Below are 16,550 nucleotides of genomic sequence, written 5' to 3' on the forward strand. Positions count from 1 at the left end.
GCCACGGGTCCAGCCACCCAGGCTGGACCCGCGCCCGCGCCTAGCCTCTGACCCCTTCTCGACCCAACGCGGCCCCGTCTCTCTGCCGCGCAGGCTCCTCAGGCGGTGAATGCGTCCAGCGCGCGCTGCAGGTTCTCCCGCGCGCGCTTCTCGTACACGTCGTGGAAGACGTCCAGCTGGTAGATGCGCGGCCGGTCGAGGAAAGCGCGCAGCACGCGGGCGCGGCCCTCGCGCCATGCGGCATCGTCCACATGCGCATACTCCTCGCGCACCTGCCCCTCGTACTCGTCGAACCGTGAATAGGGCGTGCCCAGGATCGTGAGGTCGACGTCGACGAGCAGGCGCGTGTCGGGATCCCCGGGTCCGGTCGCTTCGCGACGCCCGGGGCAGGCTTCGCTCGCCTCATGGTGCTGCGTCGCGAGCACCAGGTTGCGCACGCGGTCCGCGATGTCCGCCGCGCAACCCGACGCCAGCACGCTGGCGTGCGCCCACGCGGCGCTGCGCTCCTCGTTGTCGGCGCGCCGCGGGTCGTACACGGCGTCGTGGAACCACAGCGCCAGTTCGACTTCGGCAGGGCGCCGCGCGAGCGGCCGCGCGGCGTCGAAGTGCGCCAGGCAGTCGCGCAGGTGCGCGAGCGTGTGGTACTTGCGATGCGGCTCGCTGTACGCGGCCACCAGCTGGTTCATCAGGCCGCCGTTGAGCGTGCGCGCGCCCAGTTCCGACCAGATGCGCTTCCATTCGTCCAGGCGAATGCTCACGTTGCCACTCCCGACGAACCCAGCGCGTGGCGCACCTCGCGCCCGAGTTCGATGACGGCCATCGCGTAGTACGCGGACCAGTTGTAGCGGGTGATCACGTAGAAGTTCTCCGTGCCGGCGACGTAGGTCGGCGGGCTGCCGCCGTTTTCCAGTTCGACCAGCGCCAGCATCCCGTTGTGCGCGCGGCCCGCTTCGTCCAGCAGTGCACCGCGGGCCAGGAACGACGGAACGTTGAAGGTGGGCAGGATGTCCGGTGCGAGCAGGGCGTCGAGGTCCAGCCGCGCCGGGTCGAAGGCGACCGGGAAGTGCGTCGGCACGCCGGGCTGCCAGCCATGCGCGCTGAAGTAGTGGGCCACCGAGCCGATCGCATCGGCCGGGCTGCGCGCCAGGTCGATGCGGCCGTCGCTGTCGTAATCGACGGCCCAGCGCGCCCAGCTCGATGGCATGAACTGCGGCATGCCCATCGCGCCGGCGTAGCTGCCCAGCTGCTGCGTGGCATCGCCGCCGTTGGTGAGCGCGAGGAACTGCGACAGCTCGCCGCGGAAGTAGGCGGCACGCTCGGCCGCGCGCGGATGCGCGGCGGGGAAATCGAACGACAGCGTCGCCAGCGCGTCGAGCACGCGGAAGGTGCCCATCTGCTGGCCGTAGATCGTCTCGACACCGATGATGCCGACGACCATCTCGGGTGGCACGCCGTAGTCGGCATGGGCCCGCTCGAGGGCCGCGCGGTTCTCCTGCCAGAAGCGGGCGCCGGCCGCGACGCGCACCGGGTCGATGAAGCGGCTGCGGTACACGGCCCAGTTCTTGGGCGTGCCGGGTGGCGCCGGCTGCATCAGCCGCACGACCACCGGCAGCATGCGGGCCTGCCCGATGGCCGCGCGGGTCCAGGAGCGGTCGAGCCTGCGTTCGACGGCGATCTCGTCGGCGGCCCGCATCGCGTCTTCGCGGTCCGCATACGGCTCGCCCTGCGGTTCGCGCTTCGCCGCGGTCTTGCGGCGCGCGGGCGGCGCGGCCTTGGCGGCCCAGGCGGGCCATGGCAACAGCGCCGCGGCGGCGGCGAGGACGATCGATCGGCGGGTCATGCGGCGGGGGTAGGCCAGGGCAAGCGGTGGAACTCGCGCTGCAGCGCGGGCAGGGCGGCCGGGGCGTGGCGTGCGTAGCGCTGCGCCTCCAGCCGAAGGAGCCAGTCTGCCAGCGCTTGCCCTTCCGCGCCGAAACGGGCGGTGACGGCGGCGGCCATCTGGCGCGGCCCGCTGGTGGGACCGACGGCGACGCCGGCCTGCTGCAGCCGCTGGCGCACGCGCGCGAGCAGGCGCAGCCACGGGTCCTGGCGGCTGCGCTCCCACTTGGCCCAGGCGATGGCGGCGAGCGTGACGGCGACAGTGATGCCGATCAGCACCAGGCTGAGGTCCTGCCAGCTCGGCGACTTGAAGCCCAGGTTCTTCAGCAGGTCCAGCTGCTTGCTCTGCGTGTAGTTCAGCACCCACTGGTTCCAGCCGTTGTTGACGGCCTCCCAGGCCTGGCGCACCGAGGCGAGCAGGCCGGGGCTGACGTTCCCCAGCGCCGACGCGAACGCGTTCTGCGCGGGGCGCAGGCGCGCGAGGCTGCCGACGCGGCCCGGCGCCACCGACGCCGTCGGGTCGACGCGCACCCAGCCGCGGCCGGCCAGCCACACCTCGGCCCACGCGTGGGCGTCGCTGTTGCGCACCACCCAGTAGCCGTCGACGCCGTTCAGCTCGCCGCCCTGGTAGCCGGTGACGATGCGCGCCGGGATGTCCATGCCGCGCATCAGCACGACGAACGCGGACGCGATGTGCTCGCAGAACCCCTGCTTCCGGTCGAACCAGAATTCGTCGGCGGTGTCGTCGCCGTACAGGCCCGGGTCGAGCGTGTACGTGTAGCCGCCGGTGCGCAGCAGGTCCAGCGCGGCGCGCACCAGCGCCGGCTTGTCGGCGGCGCCTGCGGGCGCACGCCGCACCAGGTCCGTCGCGAGTTGCAGCGTGCGCGGGTTGGTGCCGGGCGGCAGCTCGCGGTACTGCGGCGCGACGACGGCGGACCGTCCACGCGCGCCGGCGCGGTACTGCACGTGGCTGGTCACGGTGTAGCGCAGCAGGTCGATGGCGGGCCGGGTCGTCATCCACTGCAGTTCGCCGCCGGTGAAGGCGTCGAGCCCGGGCGCGGACGGGGGACTGCTGGCCGCGTCGAGCACGATCAGCCAGGGCCGGTTGTTCGGCTCCATCGTCACCGTGTAGCGCACCGCCTCGCCGCCCACTTCGAGCCCGTCGGGCGGCATCAGGCTGGCGGTGCCCGGCGTCATGCGCGGCAGCAGCGGCCGCCATTCGCGGCCGTCGAACTGCGACAGCACCGGGCCGCGGAAGTACAGGTCGGTCGGCAGCGGCACGGCGCCCTCGAACCGGATGCGCAGCGCGATGCCTTCCTCCAGCGCGAGCTGGGCGACGTTGCCGACGCGCATGGTCGACGACAGGCCGCTGCGGCCCGTCAGGCCGTCGGCGGGGATGCCCCACAGCGGCGCGATGCGCGGGAACAGCATGAACAGCACGGCCATCACCGGCGCGCCCAGCAGCGCCATCCAGCCGGCGGTGCGCGCCGCCTGCGCGAGCGGCGGGCGCCCCACCGGCATGTGCGCGTTGACCAGCGCCGTCAGCAATCCCAGCAGGCCCACCAGCATCGCCGCCGCCGTCGCGAGCGACTGCGAGAAGAAGAAATTGGTGAGCATGGTGAAGAAGCCGAGGAAGAACACGACGAACGCGTCGCGCCGGGCGCGCATCTCCAGCGTCTTCAAGGCGAGCAGCACCACGATGAGCGTCACGCCGGCATCGCGGCCGAGCAGCGTGCGGTGCGACGCGTACGTGGCCGCCACGGTGAGCACGAGCAGGCCCAGCACCCAGCGGCCGCCGGGCAGCGGCGCGGCCTTGAGGGCGAGCACGCCGCGCCACACGAGGAGCGCGGCGGCCAGCAGCGTGCACCACCAGGGCAGCTGGCCGACCTGCGGCAGGACGACCCAGCCGATCACCACCAGCAGGAACAGCGTGTCGCGCGCGTCGCGCGGCAGCGCCTTCAGGCGGTCCAGCGGCGAGGCGGGGGCGGTGCGGGTCAGCACAGCGCGAGCGCCTCCAGGCAGCGGCGCTTGTGCGCCTCGCCCGTGTCGGGCTGGATCTGCTGGCCCGGCAGGCGCAGGCCGTAGTCGAGCCCGAGCTTCTCGGCCTGCAGCACCCAGGCGGCCAGGCGTGCGACGCGCCCGTCGGCATCGAGCGGGCCGGCGCGCGAGAAGTCCAGCCAGAGCTCGCGCCGTTGCGCCTGCTGCGCGTCGCGGCTGACCAGTTCGTCGGACTTGGCGGCCTTCTTCCAGACCACCAGCTTCATCGGGTCGCCACGCCGGTAGGCGCGCACGCCGTCGAATTCGCCGGCCAGCGCGACGCGCGCGGTGCCGACGGTGCCGGATCGCGGTTCGCCTTCGGGCAAGGGCGGCGGCATGCGTTCGGGTTGCGGGTAGACCAGCACCTGCGCCGCGGGGCGCCACACCGTCCAGACGCGGAAGGTGCCGAGCGGGAAGCGCGTCTCGGCCGTCAGCGGCGGGATGCGGTGCAGGCCGCGCCGCGTTGGCTGGAACGCGACCGAGACCGTGGCCGTGCCCAGGCCGGGCACGTCGGTCCAGGACCAGTGGTCCTCGTGCGTTTCGTCGAGCACCGCCAGGCCGATGCCGTAGCGCGTCGCCTTGCGGTCGTTGGTCAGCACGATGCGCAGCGGCGCGTTCTGGCCGGCGAACACCGGCTCCGGCGGCGCGAGGTTCATCGTGAGGCCGCGCAGCGTCGCGTGGCACACGTGCATGCCGACCACGGCGCAGCCGGCGAGCAGGAACGTGAGCAGGTAGCCCAGGTTCAGCTGGTAGTTGATCGACGCGACCAGCAGCACCAGCAGCGTCGCCACCAGCATCAGCCCGGGCCGGGTCGGCAGGATGTAGACGTTGCGCTGGGTGAGCGTCGTCGTGTCGGACAGCGGCAGGCGGGCCTGCCACCAGGAACGAAAACGCTGGCGCGCGAAGGCGACCGGGTTGAGCACGCCGGCGATCACGGGAGCGGCACGGCCTCCACCATGGCGCGCACCTGCTCGATGGGCCCGCGGCCCGCGTCGGCCACCGGCACCATGCGGTGGGCGATGGTCTGCGCGAGGATGGCCTGCACGTCGTCGGGCGCCACGTAGTCGCGGCCCGACAGCAGGGCCTGCGCCTTGGCGGCGCGCACGAGCGCGATGCCGGCGCGCGGCGACAGACCCTGCAGGAACCAGCGGCCCGAGCGGGTGGCGTGCACCAGGTCCTGCACGTAATTGAGCAGCGGATCGGCGGTGTGCACTTCCAGCACACGGCGCTGCAGCCAGTCGAGGTCGATGGGCGTCAGCGTGTTCTGCAGCGACGCCACCATGTCGCGCCGGTCGGCGCCCGCGAGCAGCTGGCGTTCGGCCGCGCGATCCGGGTAGCCGAGCGAGATTCGCATCAGGAAGCGGTCCAGCTGCGACTCGGGCAGCGCGAAGGTGCCCAGCTGGTCGTGCGGGTTCTGCGTGGCGATCACGAAGAACGGCGAGGGCAGCGGGCGTGTTTCGCCTTCGACGCTGACCTGCTTTTCCTCCATCGCCTCCAGCAACGCGCTTTGCGTCTTCGGGCTGGCGCGGTTGATCTCGTCGGCCAGCAGCACCTGCGCGAAGATGGGGCCGGGGTGGAAGACGAACGACTCCTTGCCGCGCTCGTAGATCGACACGCCGGTCAGGTCGCTGGGCATCAGGTCGGCGGTGAACTGCACGCGCGAGAAGTGCAGGCCGAACGAGCGGGCGAGTGCATGCGCCAGGGTGGTCTTGCCGACGCCCGGAACGTCCTCGATCAGCAGGTGGCCGCCGGCCAGCAGGCACGCCACGCAGTCCCGCACCTGGTCGGGCTTGCCCACGATCACCGTGTTAAGCTGGTCCAGCAGCGTCCTGAGTTTTTGTTGGGCTTCCATCAAGGGCAGACGTTATCCGAATTTCGACGGGCGAACCGCCATGAGTGCGACCAAGACCGGGTATTTCAGCCACCCCGCCTGCCGACGGCACGAGATGGGCCGCGGCCACCCTGAATGCCCCGAGCGCCTCGACGCGATCGAGGACCGGCTCCTGGCCACCGGCGTGATGGATGCGCTGGACAGGCGCGAGGCGCCCGAGGCTTCCCCCGGCACCATCGAACTGGCGCACGACAAGTTCCACGTCGCCTCGCTGCTCGGCCTGCGCGAGGAGCTCGCCGACCAGATCAACGCCGGCGGCTACGGCTACAGCCACATCGACCCTGACACCGCGATGAACCCGCACAGCTGGGAAGCGGCGGCGCGGGCGTGCGGCGCGGTGATCGCCGCCACCGACGCCGTGATGGCCGGCGAGATGCAGAACGCTTTCTGCGCGGTGCGGCCGCCCGGCCACCACGCCACGCGGGGCCGCGCGATGGGCTTCTGCCTGTTCAACCAGGTCGCCGTCGGCGCCAAGTACGCGCTGGACCGCTATGGCCTGCAGCGCGTCGCGGTGGTCGACTTCGACGTGCACCACGGCAACGGCACCGAGGACATCCTCGCGGGCGACGACCGCGTGCTGATGGTCGGCCTGTTCCAGCACCCGTTCTACCCGTACAGCGGCGACCACCCGCGCGGCGCCAACATGGTCAACGTGCCGGTGCCCGCGTACACCAAGGGCGCGAAGATCCGCGAACTGGTCGAAGCCGCCTGGTTGCCGCGGCTCGAGGAGTTCAAGCCGGAACTGGTGTTCATCAGCGCCGGCTTCGACGCCCACAAGGACGACGACCTCGGCCAGTTGGGCATGACGGAAGCCGACTACACCTGGATCACGCGGCAGCTGAAGGACATCGCGGCGCGCCACGCACAAGGCCGCATCGTGTCCAGCCTGGAAGGCGGCTACAACCTCGACGCGCTCGGCCGCAGCGTCGAGGCGCATGTGCGCGCGCTGGCCGACCTCTGAGGAGACCCCCATGACGGAGACCACCGCTCCCGTGCTGGAAGCGCGCGATGCGCGCGGCGTCGTCACGCTGACGATGAACCGGCCGGCCGACTTCAACTCGCTCAGCGAGGACATGCTCGCGGCGCTGCAGGCGGCGCTGGACCGCGTGGCCGACGACCCGGACGCGCGCGCCGTGGTCATCGCCGCCAACGGCAAGGCGTTCTGCCCCGGCCACAACCTCAAGGAAATGGTCGCGCGCCCCGAGCTGGCGTACTACCAGCAACTGTTCCAGCGCTGCAGCCGCGTGATGCTGGCCATCCAGAAGCTGCCGGTGCCGGTGATCGCGCGCGTGCACGGCATCGCGACGGCGGCCGGCTGCCAGCTCGTCGCGCAGTGCGACCTGGCAGTCGCCGCGACCGAGGCGAAGTTCGCCGTCAGCGGCGTCAACTACGGCCTGTTCTGCTCCACGCCCAGCGTGCCCCTGCTGCGCAACATGCTGCCCAAGCAGGCGATGGAGATGCTGGTCACCGGCGAGTTCATCACCGCTGACCAGGCGCGCGAGCGCGGCCTCGTCAACCGCGTTGTCCCGGCCGACCGGCTCGATGCCGAGGTGGAGTCGCTCGTCGCCAGCATCCTGTCCAAGCCGCGCGCCGCGCTGGCGATGGGCAAGGAGCTGTTTTACCGCCAGCGTGAACTGGGCATCGAGGCGGCGTACCAGCTCGCCAGCCAGACGATGGCGGTGAACATGATGGACGGCTGCGCGCAGGAAGGGTTCACCGCCTTCACCGAGAAGCGCAAACCCCGCTGGGCCTGAGGCGCGATGTACGCCATCGAAAAGCTGGTCCAGGACCTGGGCCGCCCGGGGTTCCCTGTCGAACTCGCCGCCTTGTTGGGCTGCCTGGGGCTGGCCTATGGCATCTGCTGGTCGATCGCCCGCCGCCACCCTGCCGACTCGGTCTGGCTGGGCCGCGCCATCTTCGACGGCGTGCTGTTCCCGTTGCTCGCGCTGGCGTTCGCCTTCGCGATGCGCCACGTGCTGGAAACGCGCCAGCAGCTGCCGCTGCTGCGCATCGCGATCCCGGTGCTCGTGTCGCTGGTGGGCATCCGCTTCATCGCCCGGGTGCTGACCGTCGCCTTCCCGCAGTCCCACCTGGCGCGGCTCGTCGAGCGCGTGTTCTCGTGGGTCGCGTGGATCGCCGCGATCCTGTGGGTGCTGGGCATCCTGCCGGAGATCCGTGCCGACATGGACGACATCCGGTTCGCGTTCGGCAAGTCGCACGTGAGCCTGCTGTCCATCGTCGACGGAACGATCGGCGCCGGCCTCGTGCTGGTGGGCGCGTTGTGGATCTCCGCCGTGCTGGAAAAGCAGGTGCTGCGACAGGCGGTGCACGACCTGTCGCTGCGCCGGGTCGCCGCCAACGCGATCCGCGCCATCCTGCTGCTGGTGGGCTTGCTGTCCGCGGCATCCACCGCGGGCGTCGACCTCACTGCGCTGTCGGTGCTCGGCGGCGCGGTGGGCGTCGGCCTGGGCTTCGGCCTGCAGAAGCTGGCGTCCAACTACGTCAGTGGCTTCGTGATCCTGTTCGAGCGCAGCGTGCGCATCGGCGACGTCGTGCGCGTCGACGGCTTCGAGGGCGAAGTCGTCGACATCAAGACCCGCTACACGCTGATCCGCGCGCTCAACGGCCGCGAGTCGATCGTGCCGAACGAGAAGCTGATCACCGAGCGCATCGAGAACCTGTCGCTGCTCGACCCGAAGGTGCTGGTCTCCACCGAGGTCGCGGTCGGCTACGACAGCGACCCGGATCTCGTCCAGCGCATCCTGGTCGATGCGGCGCTGTCGGCACCGCGCGTCCTGAAGGACCCGGGGCCGGGCGCGCGGCTGCTCAAGTTCGGCGCCGACGGCCTGGAATTCGCGCTGTACTTCTGGATTGCCGACCCCGGGAACGGCCAGAACAACGTGAGGTCGGACGTCAACCTGGCGATCCTCAAGGGCCTGCGGGAAGCGGGCATCGACATCCCGTACCCGCAACGAGTCGTGCGCGTGGTGCAGGCCGCCTGAACCGCGGGCCTTGCCATTGCGGGCGTGACCCGCAATCCATGTCCGACCAGGCATGGATTCCGGCTTTCGCCGGAATGACAACTTCGGGCATCAGCGCGCAGCGACCGCGGCCTGCGCTTCGAGCGCGCGTTGCACCAGTTGCGGCGCGCCGGCGCTCTCGGCCCAGGCGGCGAACGCCGGCGTCGGTCCGCGCCACCGCAACTGGTCGACGTTGCGCAGCACGGGCGCATCGTCCACCAGCGTCGCGAGCCGCTTGAACAGCAACGCTTCCTCTCGGCTCGCGCCGAGCACGTCGTCCGGGAAGGACTCGATCGGCCCGTGGCGATTCAAGAGTCGCGCGGCACTCACCGCACCGATGCCCGAAATGCCCGGGTAGCCGTCGGCCGTGTCGCCGACCAGCGCCAGGTAGTCGGGAATCAGCGCGGGGTCGACGCCGAACTTCGCGCGCACGTCCTTCGCGGTGCGCACCTGTTCCGCGCGGCGGTCGACCTGCACGACGCGGTCGGCCCGCACGCATTGCGCCAGGTCCTTGTCGGGCGTCCAGATCAGCACGCGCTGCACCGCCGGGTCGGCGTCGGCGACGCGCGCGGCAGAGGCGAGCGCGTCGTCCGCTTCGAGGTCCACCATCGGCCAGGCGACGACGCCCATCGCGGCCAGGCCCTCTTCGAGCGGATGGAACTGCGCCCAAAGTGCGGGGTCGATGCCTTCGCCGGTCTTGTAGCCGGGCCACAGCAGGTTGCGGAACGACTCGATGACATGGTCGGTGGCGACCCCGACGTGCGTCGCGCGGTTCTCCAGCAGCTGCAGCACGCCGCCGAGCACGCCCGCCGCGGCGGCGAGCGGCCGCTTCTTCCAGTCGGTGAAGCGCCGCAGGCCGTGGAACTGGCGGAACAGCTCGTAGGTGCCGTCGACCAGGTCGACGACGACCCCAGGGGCTACACCTTGAGCAGCGAGGGCAGCCACAGGCTCAGCTGCGGGAAGGCGACCAGCAGGCCGAGGACCAAGATCATCACCAGCACGAACGGCCAGCAGCCGCGGAAGATGGTGCCCAGGCCGACGCCGGGCAGCAGCGCGTTGAGCACGAACAGGTTCATGCCCACCGGCGGCGAGATCAGGCCGATCTGCACGATCATCACGATCAGCACGCCGAACCAGACCGGGTCGAAGCCGAGGCTGGTGACGATAGGGAAGAACAGCGGGATGGTGAGCAGCACCATCGTCAGCTCCTCCATCACCGTGCCCAGCACCACGTAGATGGCCATCATGGCGACGATGATCATGGTGGGCGACAGGCCCAGGTGCGTGATCCAGTCCTTCAGGTCGCCGGGCATGGTCGTGAAGTTCACGAAGTTGGCGAAGATGGTGGCCGCGATCAGGAGCGTGAACAGCATGGCCGTCGTGCGCGCGGACTCGACCAGCACCTGGTAGAGGATCTTCCACGTCAGGCGGCGGCGGCCCAGCGCGAACAGGAACGCACCGGCGGCGCCGAAGCCGGCGCCTTCGGTGGCGGTGAAGAAGCCGCCATAGATGCCGCCGAGCACCACGACCACCAGCACGGCCACGCCCCAGATGCCGCGCAGCGCGCGCCAGCGCTCGGGCCAGGTGGCACGCACGCCGGGCGGTGCGTGCTCGGCGTCGCGCCTGGTGATCAACACGATCGACAGCATCAGCAGTGCCGCGGTGAGCAGGCCGGGGATGATCCCAGCGGCGAACAGCCGGCCGATCGAGGTCTCGGTGATGATCCCGTAGATCACCATGATGGTCGACGGCGGGATCATGATGCCCAGCGTGCCGCCCGCCGCCATCACGCCGGTGGACAGCGAGTCGCTGTAGCCCAGCTTCTTCATCGACGGGTACGCGACCTTGCTCATGGTGGCCGCGGTGGCGATCGAGGAGCCGCAGATGGCGCCGAAGCCCGCGCAGGCGGCGACCGTGGCGTGCGCGAGACCCCCGCGCACGTGGCCGAGGAACGCGTAAGCGGCCTGGAACAGCTCGTGCGCGAGGCCCGCGCGCGCGACGAAGTTGCCCATCAGGATGAACAGCGGGATCACCGACAGCGTGTAGGCGAAGCCGGTTTCGTAGACGACCTGCGCCGTGCTGGCCAGCGCGGGGTCGAAGCCGCGCGTGACCCAGATGCCGCCGAAGCCCACCAGGCCCATCGCGAATGCAAGCGGCACGCGCAGCAGCGCGAGCGCGAAGATGGCGCCGAATCCGATGAGGGCTTCGATCACAGCGCCACCCCTTCGCCTTCGAGCTTGTCGACCGGCGGCTGCCCGATCATCACCAGGTGGATGACGCCGGTGAGGGCGCACAGCACGCCCATGCCCCAGATGAAGGGCGCCTTGAGGATGCGCAACTGCGCCGTGGTCTCGCCGTTCTCCAGGAACTGGTTCCCGGTGCGCCACATCAGCCAGCCCAGCCCGAGCAGCACGGCGGCGCACAGCAAATGCACCAGCACCGCCTGCGCGCGGCGCAGCCAGGCTGGCAGGTACGGGTCGAGCGAATCGAACTCGACATGCTCGCCGCGTTCGGACACCAGCGGCAAAGCGCCGAAGATCACGACGACCATCAGCAGCTCGGTCATCTCCAGCGAACCCGGGATGGAGTTGCTGGCGAACTTGCGGCCCAGCACGTCGAAGAAGGTGAGCGCCATGATGGCGAACAGCGCCACGCCGGACAGCAGTCCGCACAGCAGCTCGAGAAGGCGTTTCATGTCAGGCGAGGTAGATCAGGGCGGACGCAAAAAAGGGCGGCACGGCCGCCCCTTGCTTGTAGCAGAGCCGGGCTGACGGCCGGGCTACTTGGCCGCCTTGGCGATCTCGGCCCGGAAGTCGGCCAGCACCTTGGACCCATTCTTCAGGCCCTTGGCCTCGGCACGCTTGGCCCAGTCCTGCTCCAGCGGGGCGACCTTGCCCTTCACGTCGGCGACGAACTTGGCGTCGGCCTTGGTGTGCGTGATGCCGTTGGCCTGCATCAGGCCGAGCGCGCGGCGGTCGAACTTGTCCCATTGGCGGCCGACGATGCGGGCGGCGACTTCGCCGGAGATGGCGTCCACGGCCTTCTTCTCCTCGGCGGTGAGCTTGTCGTACTTGCCCTGGTTCATCATCATGACGAAGCTGGTGTTGTACAGGCCGCCGGGGAAGGTGGTCACGTTCTTGATCAGCTTGTCGATCTTGAACGATTCCATCGACTCGGCCGGCAGCAGCGTGCCGTCCATGACGCCGCTGGACAGCAGCTCGTAGTTGTCGGTGGCGGGCTTGAGCGTGGCGTTCATGCCCAGCGCCTTGGTGATGTCGTTGATGATGCCGCCGCCGACGCGCCACTTCTGGCCCTGCAGGTCTTCCATCTTCGTCACCGGGCCCTTGGTGGTCATCACCATGCCGGGGCCGTGCGTGAACAGCGTGATGACCTTGACGCCCTGGTGCTCCTGCAGGATCGCCGGGTTCTTGCGGCCGATGCGGTCGAATGCGACCGAGATGGATTCGGCCGAGTCGCCCAGGAACGGGAACTCCGCCATCTGCGTCGTGACGAAACGGCCCGGCGTGTAGCCGTGCACCGTGAACGACAGGTCGGCCAGGCCGTTCTTGATGGCGTCGTAGGTGCCGGGCGGGTTGGAGACGCCGCGCGGCAGGATGTTGCACTTCATCTTGCCGGACGTGTTCTTCGCGAGCAGGTCGCACCATTCCTTCTGCGCGACGGACATCGCGTGCGTGGGCGGCAGCCACGTCGACGCGGTGATCACGGTGTCGGCGAACGTGGGCACGCAGGCAAGGGTGGTGGCCGCGGCCAGCAGCAGGCGTTTCATGGCTGTCTCCAGGGGAGTGCTTCGATGGCAGGCACTGTACGGCGCGCACCGGTGCGGTCCCGTCATGACTTTCCCGCACGGTGCGCGCGCGACTGTCGTGCCATGGACAAAGCGGAGCGCCACCGCTGGCAGCGCGCGTCCTATAATTCCAAAAGCGAACGGTCGTTCGTTTTTACCGGGCGGGGCCTGAGCGGCTTCGCCGGCGCCTAGAATTTCCCGTTTACGTCAACGTCAACTGCGCAGCAGGCAAGGAGCGCCCCGCATGAAGGTCCTCGTCCCCGTGAAACGGGTGGTCGACTACAACGTGAAGGTCCGGGTCAAGTCGGACAACACGGGTGTGGACATCGCCAACGTCAAGATGAGCATGAACCCGTTCGACGAGATCGCCGTGGAGGAAGCGGTGCGCCTGAAGGAAAAGGGCATCGCGACCGAGGTGATCGCCGTCTCGTGCGGTGTCCAGCAGTGCCAGGAGACGCTGCGCACCGCGATGGCCATCGGCGCCGACCGCGCCATCCTGGTCCAGACCGACGAGGAACTGCAGCCGCTGGCGGTCGCCAAGCTACTGAACGCGCTGGTCGCCAAGGAGCAGCCTGGCCTGGTGATCCTGGGCAAGCAGGCGATCGACGACGACGCCAACCAGACCGGCCAGATGCTGGCCGCGCTGGCCGACCTGCCGCAGGCGACGTTCGCCTCGAAGGTGGAAGTGGCCGACGGCAAGGCGCAAGTCACGCGCGAAGTCGACGGCGGCCTCGAGACGCTGTCCATCGACCTGCCCGCGGTGGTGACGACGGACCTGCGCCTGAACGAGCCGCGCTACGTCACGCTGCCCAACATCATGAAGGCCAAGAAGAAGCCGCTGGACACCGTCACGCCCGCCGACCTCGGCGTGGATGTCGCGCCGCGGCTGAAGACGCTCAAGGTCACCGAGCCGCCCAAGCGCAGCGCCGGCGTGAAGGTGCCGGACGTCGCGACGCTGGTGCAAAAACTCAAGACCGAAGCGAAGGTGATCTGACACAGCGCAGCGCGTCAGATCATCCCGGCGCAGGCCGGGATCCATTCAAGGAATTCTCATGACTGTCCTCGTCATCGCCGAACACGACAACGCGTCCATCAAGGGCGCTACCCTCAACACCGTCACCGCCGCGGCTGCCTGCGCGTCGGGCGACGTGCACGTGCTGGTCGCGGGCCACAACGCCGCCGAAGCTGCGAAGGCAGCGGCGCACATCGCCGGCGTCGCGAAGGTGCTGCACGCCGAGGGCGAGCAGTTCGCGCACGGCCTCGCGGAGAACGTCGCCGCGCAGGTGCTCGCCATCGCGGGCGACTACTCGCACATCCTGTTCCCCGCCACCGCGGGTGGCAAGAACGTCGCGCCGCGCGTCGCGGCCAAGCTGGACGTCGCGCAGATCTCCGACATCACCAAAGTCGACGCCGCCGACACGTTCGAGCGCCCGATCTACGCCGGCAATGCCATCGCCATCGTGCAGAGCGCGGACAAGGTGAAGGTGCTGACGGTGCGCACGACGGCGTTCGATCCGGCCGCCACCAGCGGCGGCAGCGCCGCCGTCGAGACCGCCAATGCCGTTGCCGCGAACGCCAAGAGCCGCTTCGTCGGCCAGGAGATCGCGCAGAACGACCGCCCCGAGCTCACCGCCGCCAAGATCATCGTGTCGGGTGGCCGCGCGCTCGGTTCGAGCGAGAAGTTCCAGGAAGTGATGACGCCGCTGGCCGACAAGCTGGGCGCCGCCATCGGCGCGTCGCGGGCCGCGGTCGACGCGGGCTACGCGCCCAACGACCTGCAGGTCGGCCAGACCGGCAAGATCGTCGCGCCGCAGCTGTACATCGCCGCCGGCATCTCCGGCGCGATCCAGCACCTGGCCGGCATGAAGGACTCCAAGGTGATCGTCGCGATCAACAAGGACCCCGAAGCGCCCATCTTCAGCGTCGCCGACTACGGCCTCGAGGCCGACCTGTTCCAGGCCGTGCCCGAGCTCGTCAAAGCCCTGTAAGAGCAGCCGAACGCAAAGGCCGCAAGACCTCGCAAAGGGCGCAAAGGACATCAAGGTCTTTTGCGCCCTTTGCGCAACCTTGGCGTCCCTGCGTTCCATTTCCCCGGAGAGACCATGACGTACCGCGCCCCGATCAAGGACATGCTGTTCGACATCCGCCACCTCGCGCGGATCGACGAGATCGCGAAGATTCCCGGCTTCGAGGAAGCCGGTTTCGACACGGCGCAGGCCGTGCTGGAGGAATGCGCGAAGTTCAACCAGGAAGTGGTCGCGCCGCTGAACGTCACCGGCGATCGTGAACCTTCGTCGTGGAAGGACGGCAACGTCACCACCACCAAGGGATTCCGCGACGCGTACCGGCAATACATCGAGGGCGGCTGGCAGGGCCTGCAGCACCCGACCGACTTCGGCGGCCAGGGCCTGCCCAAGACCATCGGCGCGATGTGCGGCGAGATCCTCAACGCCGCGAACCTGAGCTTCGCGCTGTGCCCGCTGCTGACCGACGGCGCCATCGAGGCGCTGCTGACCGCGGGCTCGGACGACCTGAAGGCGCGCTACCTGGAGAAGCTGGTGAGCGGCGAGTGGACCGGCACCATGAACCTCACCGAGCCGCAGGCCGGCAGCGACCTGGCGCTGGTGCGCACGCGCGCCGAGCCGCAGCCGGACGGCACGTACCGCATCTTCGGCACCAAGATCTTCATCACCTACGGCGAGCACGACATGGCGGACAACATCGTCCACCTCGTGCTGGCGCGCGTGACCGGCGCGCCGGAAGGCGTGAAGGGCATCAGCCTGTTCGTGGTGCCCAAGTTCATGCCCAAGGACGACGGCACGCCCGGCGAGCGCAACGACGTGCACTGCGTGAGCATCGAGCACAAGATGGGCATCAAGGCGTCGCCGACCGCGGTCCTGCAATACGGCGACAGCGGCAAGGGCGCGATCGGCTACCTGGTGGGCCAGGAGAACCGCGGCCTCGAGTACATGTTCATCATGATGAACGCGGCCCGCTACGCGGTGGGCGTGCAGGGCATCGCCATCGCCGAGCGCGCGTACCAGAAGGCGGTCGAGTACGCGAAGGACCGCGTGCAATCGCGTCCGGTCGACGGCTCCATGACCACGGCCGCGCCGATCATCCACCACCCCGACGTCAAGCGCATGCTGATGACGATGCGCGCGTCCACCGAAGGCTGCCGCGCGATGGCCAGCGTGGCCGCGGCGGCGTACGACGCGTCGCACCACCATCCCGACGCCGAAGTGCGCAAGCAGAACCAGGCCTTCTATGAATTCCTGGTGCCGCTGGTGAAGGGCTACAGCACCGAGATGAGCCTGGACGTCACGTCGCTGGGCGTGCAGGTGCACGGCGGCATGGGCTTCATCGAGGAGACCGGGGCGGCGCAGTACTACCGCGACGCCAAGATCCTGACCATCTACGAAGGCACGACCGCCATCCAGGCCAACGACCTCGTGGGCCGCAAGACGGCGCGCGACGGCGGCCAGGTCGCCAAGGCGATCGCCGCGCAGATCGAGAAGACCGAAGCCGATCTCGCCAAGCGTGACAGCGTGGCGGCTCGCGCGGTGCTGAAGCGCCTCACGGCCGCACGCCAGGCGTTCGTCGACGTGGTCGACTACATCGCCGGGCAGGCCAAGGGCAGCCCGAATGCGGTGTTCGCCGGCTCGGTGCCGTACCTGATGCTGGCCGGCAACCTGGTGGCCGGCTGGCAGCTCGCGCGTTCGCTGCTGGTCGCCGAGGACCTGGCGGCCAAGGGCGAGGACAAGGCGTTCATGGAAGCGAAAATCGCGACGGCGCGCTTCTACGCCGAGCACCTCCTGGCCAAGGCGCCCGGCGTGCGCGACGCGATCGTCGAAGGCGCCGAGAGCGTCACTTCGCTGCCCCTCGAAGCTTTCTGAAGCGGACGACCGTCCGTCTTCGC

General features: G+C 69.6%; 15 protein-coding genes. 6 read left to right on the top strand and 9 right to left on the bottom strand.

What is annotated here, in order from left to right; translation table 11 throughout:
• Nucleotides 1-98: 98 nt before the first annotated feature.
• The 5 genes from I8E28_RS09025 to I8E28_RS09045 are packed head-to-tail and all read right to left on the bottom strand — an operon-like array spanning nt 99 to nt 5,767.
• Complete coding sequence (locus I8E28_RS09025) at nt 99-758, bottom strand: N-methyl-D-aspartate receptor NMDAR2C subunit (RefSeq protein WP_200787651.1); 660 nt, start codon at nt 756-758, stop codon at nt 99-101.
• Entirely contained in the window at nt 755-1,840 is a 1,086-nt protein-coding gene (gene mltB, locus I8E28_RS09030) for a lytic murein transglycosylase B (protein ID WP_200787652.1), read from the bottom strand. The genes I8E28_RS09025 and mltB overlap by 4 nt, the downstream gene beginning before the upstream one ends.
• Nucleotides 1,837-3,879, bottom strand: a complete 2,043-nt coding sequence (locus I8E28_RS09035; protein WP_338050748.1) for a transglutaminase TgpA family protein — start codon at nt 3,877-3,879, stop codon at nt 1,837-1,839. Before I8E28_RS09035 ends, mltB begins: the two co-directional genes overlap by 4 nt.
• Nucleotides 3,873-4,850 carry a DUF58 domain-containing protein gene (locus I8E28_RS09040; protein ID WP_338050749.1) on the bottom strand — a complete coding sequence of 326 codons (978 nt, stop codon included), beginning with the start codon at nt 4,848-4,850 and terminating at the stop codon, nt 3,873-3,875. The genes I8E28_RS09035 and I8E28_RS09040 overlap by 7 nt, the downstream gene beginning before the upstream one ends.
• Nucleotides 4,847-5,767 carry an AAA family ATPase gene (locus tag I8E28_RS09045; RefSeq protein WP_200787653.1) on the bottom strand — a complete coding sequence of 307 codons (921 nt, stop codon included), beginning with the start codon at nt 5,765-5,767 and terminating at the stop codon, nt 4,847-4,849. Before I8E28_RS09045 ends, I8E28_RS09040 begins: the two co-directional genes overlap by 4 nt.
• A 40-nt stretch (nt 5,768-5,807) precedes the next feature.
• Between I8E28_RS09045 and I8E28_RS09050 the strand changes: the two genes are divergently transcribed.
• From I8E28_RS09050 to I8E28_RS09060, 3 genes are read left to right on the top strand one after another with little or no spacing between them, the layout of a single operon-like run.
• Complete coding sequence (locus I8E28_RS09050; RefSeq protein ID WP_200787654.1) at nt 5,808-6,767, top strand: histone deacetylase family protein; 960 nt, start codon at nt 5,808-5,810, stop codon at nt 6,765-6,767.
• A 10-nt stretch (nt 6,768-6,777) separates the two neighbouring features.
• Nucleotides 6,778-7,560, top strand: coding sequence for an enoyl-CoA hydratase (locus tag I8E28_RS09055; RefSeq protein WP_200787655.1), 783 nt, complete (start codon nt 6,778-6,780; stop codon nt 7,558-7,560).
• Nucleotides 7,561-7,566: 6 nt separating this feature from the next.
• The gene (locus I8E28_RS09060) at nt 7,567-8,808 is read left to right on the top strand and encodes a mechanosensitive ion channel family protein (protein ID WP_200787656.1); all 1,242 of its coding nucleotides are present in this window, start codon (nt 7,567-7,569) and stop codon (nt 8,806-8,808) included.
• A 90-nt stretch (nt 8,809-8,898) separates the two neighbouring features.
• Here the strand turns inward: I8E28_RS09060 and I8E28_RS09065 are convergent, their stop codons facing one another.
• From I8E28_RS09065 to I8E28_RS09080, 4 genes are all read right to left on the bottom strand, one after another.
• Nucleotides 8,899-9,771 (bottom strand): 5'-3' exonuclease H3TH domain-containing protein, encoded by an 873-nt coding sequence (locus I8E28_RS09065; RefSeq protein ID WP_200787657.1) that lies wholly within the window; start codon nt 9,769-9,771, stop codon nt 8,899-8,901.
• Nucleotides 9,744-11,039 carry a TRAP transporter large permease subunit gene (locus tag I8E28_RS09070; RefSeq protein ID WP_200787658.1) on the bottom strand — a complete coding sequence of 432 codons (1,296 nt, stop codon included), beginning with the start codon at nt 11,037-11,039 and terminating at the stop codon, nt 9,744-9,746. The genes I8E28_RS09065 and I8E28_RS09070 overlap by 28 nt, the downstream gene beginning before the upstream one ends.
• The gene (locus tag I8E28_RS09075; protein ID WP_200787659.1) at nt 11,036-11,521 is read right to left on the bottom strand and encodes a TRAP transporter small permease; all 486 of its coding nucleotides are present in this window, start codon (nt 11,519-11,521) and stop codon (nt 11,036-11,038) included. The genes I8E28_RS09070 and I8E28_RS09075 overlap by 4 nt, the downstream gene beginning before the upstream one ends.
• A gap of 84 nt (nt 11,522-11,605) precedes the next feature.
• Complete coding sequence (locus I8E28_RS09080) at nt 11,606-12,613, bottom strand: TRAP transporter substrate-binding protein (protein WP_200787660.1); 1,008 nt, start codon at nt 12,611-12,613, stop codon at nt 11,606-11,608.
• 262 nt (nt 12,614-12,875) lie between these two features.
• Here I8E28_RS09080 and I8E28_RS09085 point away from each other — a divergent pair, with 262 nt between their 5' ends.
• The 3 genes from I8E28_RS09085 (at nt 12,876) to I8E28_RS09095 (ending at nt 16,527) form a co-directional block, all read left to right on the top strand.
• Complete coding sequence (locus I8E28_RS09085; RefSeq protein WP_200787661.1) at nt 12,876-13,625, top strand: electron transfer flavoprotein subunit beta/FixA family protein; 750 nt, start codon at nt 12,876-12,878, stop codon at nt 13,623-13,625.
• Between the two features lie 58 nt (nt 13,626-13,683).
• Nucleotides 13,684-14,619: an electron transfer flavoprotein subunit alpha/FixB family protein gene (locus I8E28_RS09090; RefSeq protein ID WP_200787662.1), complete on the top strand. Its 936-nt coding sequence runs from the start codon at nt 13,684-13,686 to the stop codon at nt 14,617-14,619.
• 114 nt (nt 14,620-14,733) lie between these two features.
• The gene (locus tag I8E28_RS09095; RefSeq protein ID WP_200787663.1) at nt 14,734-16,527 is read left to right on the top strand and encodes an acyl-CoA dehydrogenase; all 1,794 of its coding nucleotides are present in this window, start codon (nt 14,734-14,736) and stop codon (nt 16,525-16,527) included.
• Nucleotides 16,528-16,550 lie beyond the last annotated feature (23 nt).

The organism is Ramlibacter algicola, assembly GCF_016641735.1.
In the GTDB taxonomy this organism is placed as follows: domain Bacteria; phylum Pseudomonadota; class Gammaproteobacteria; order Burkholderiales; family Burkholderiaceae_C; genus Ramlibacter; species Ramlibacter algicola.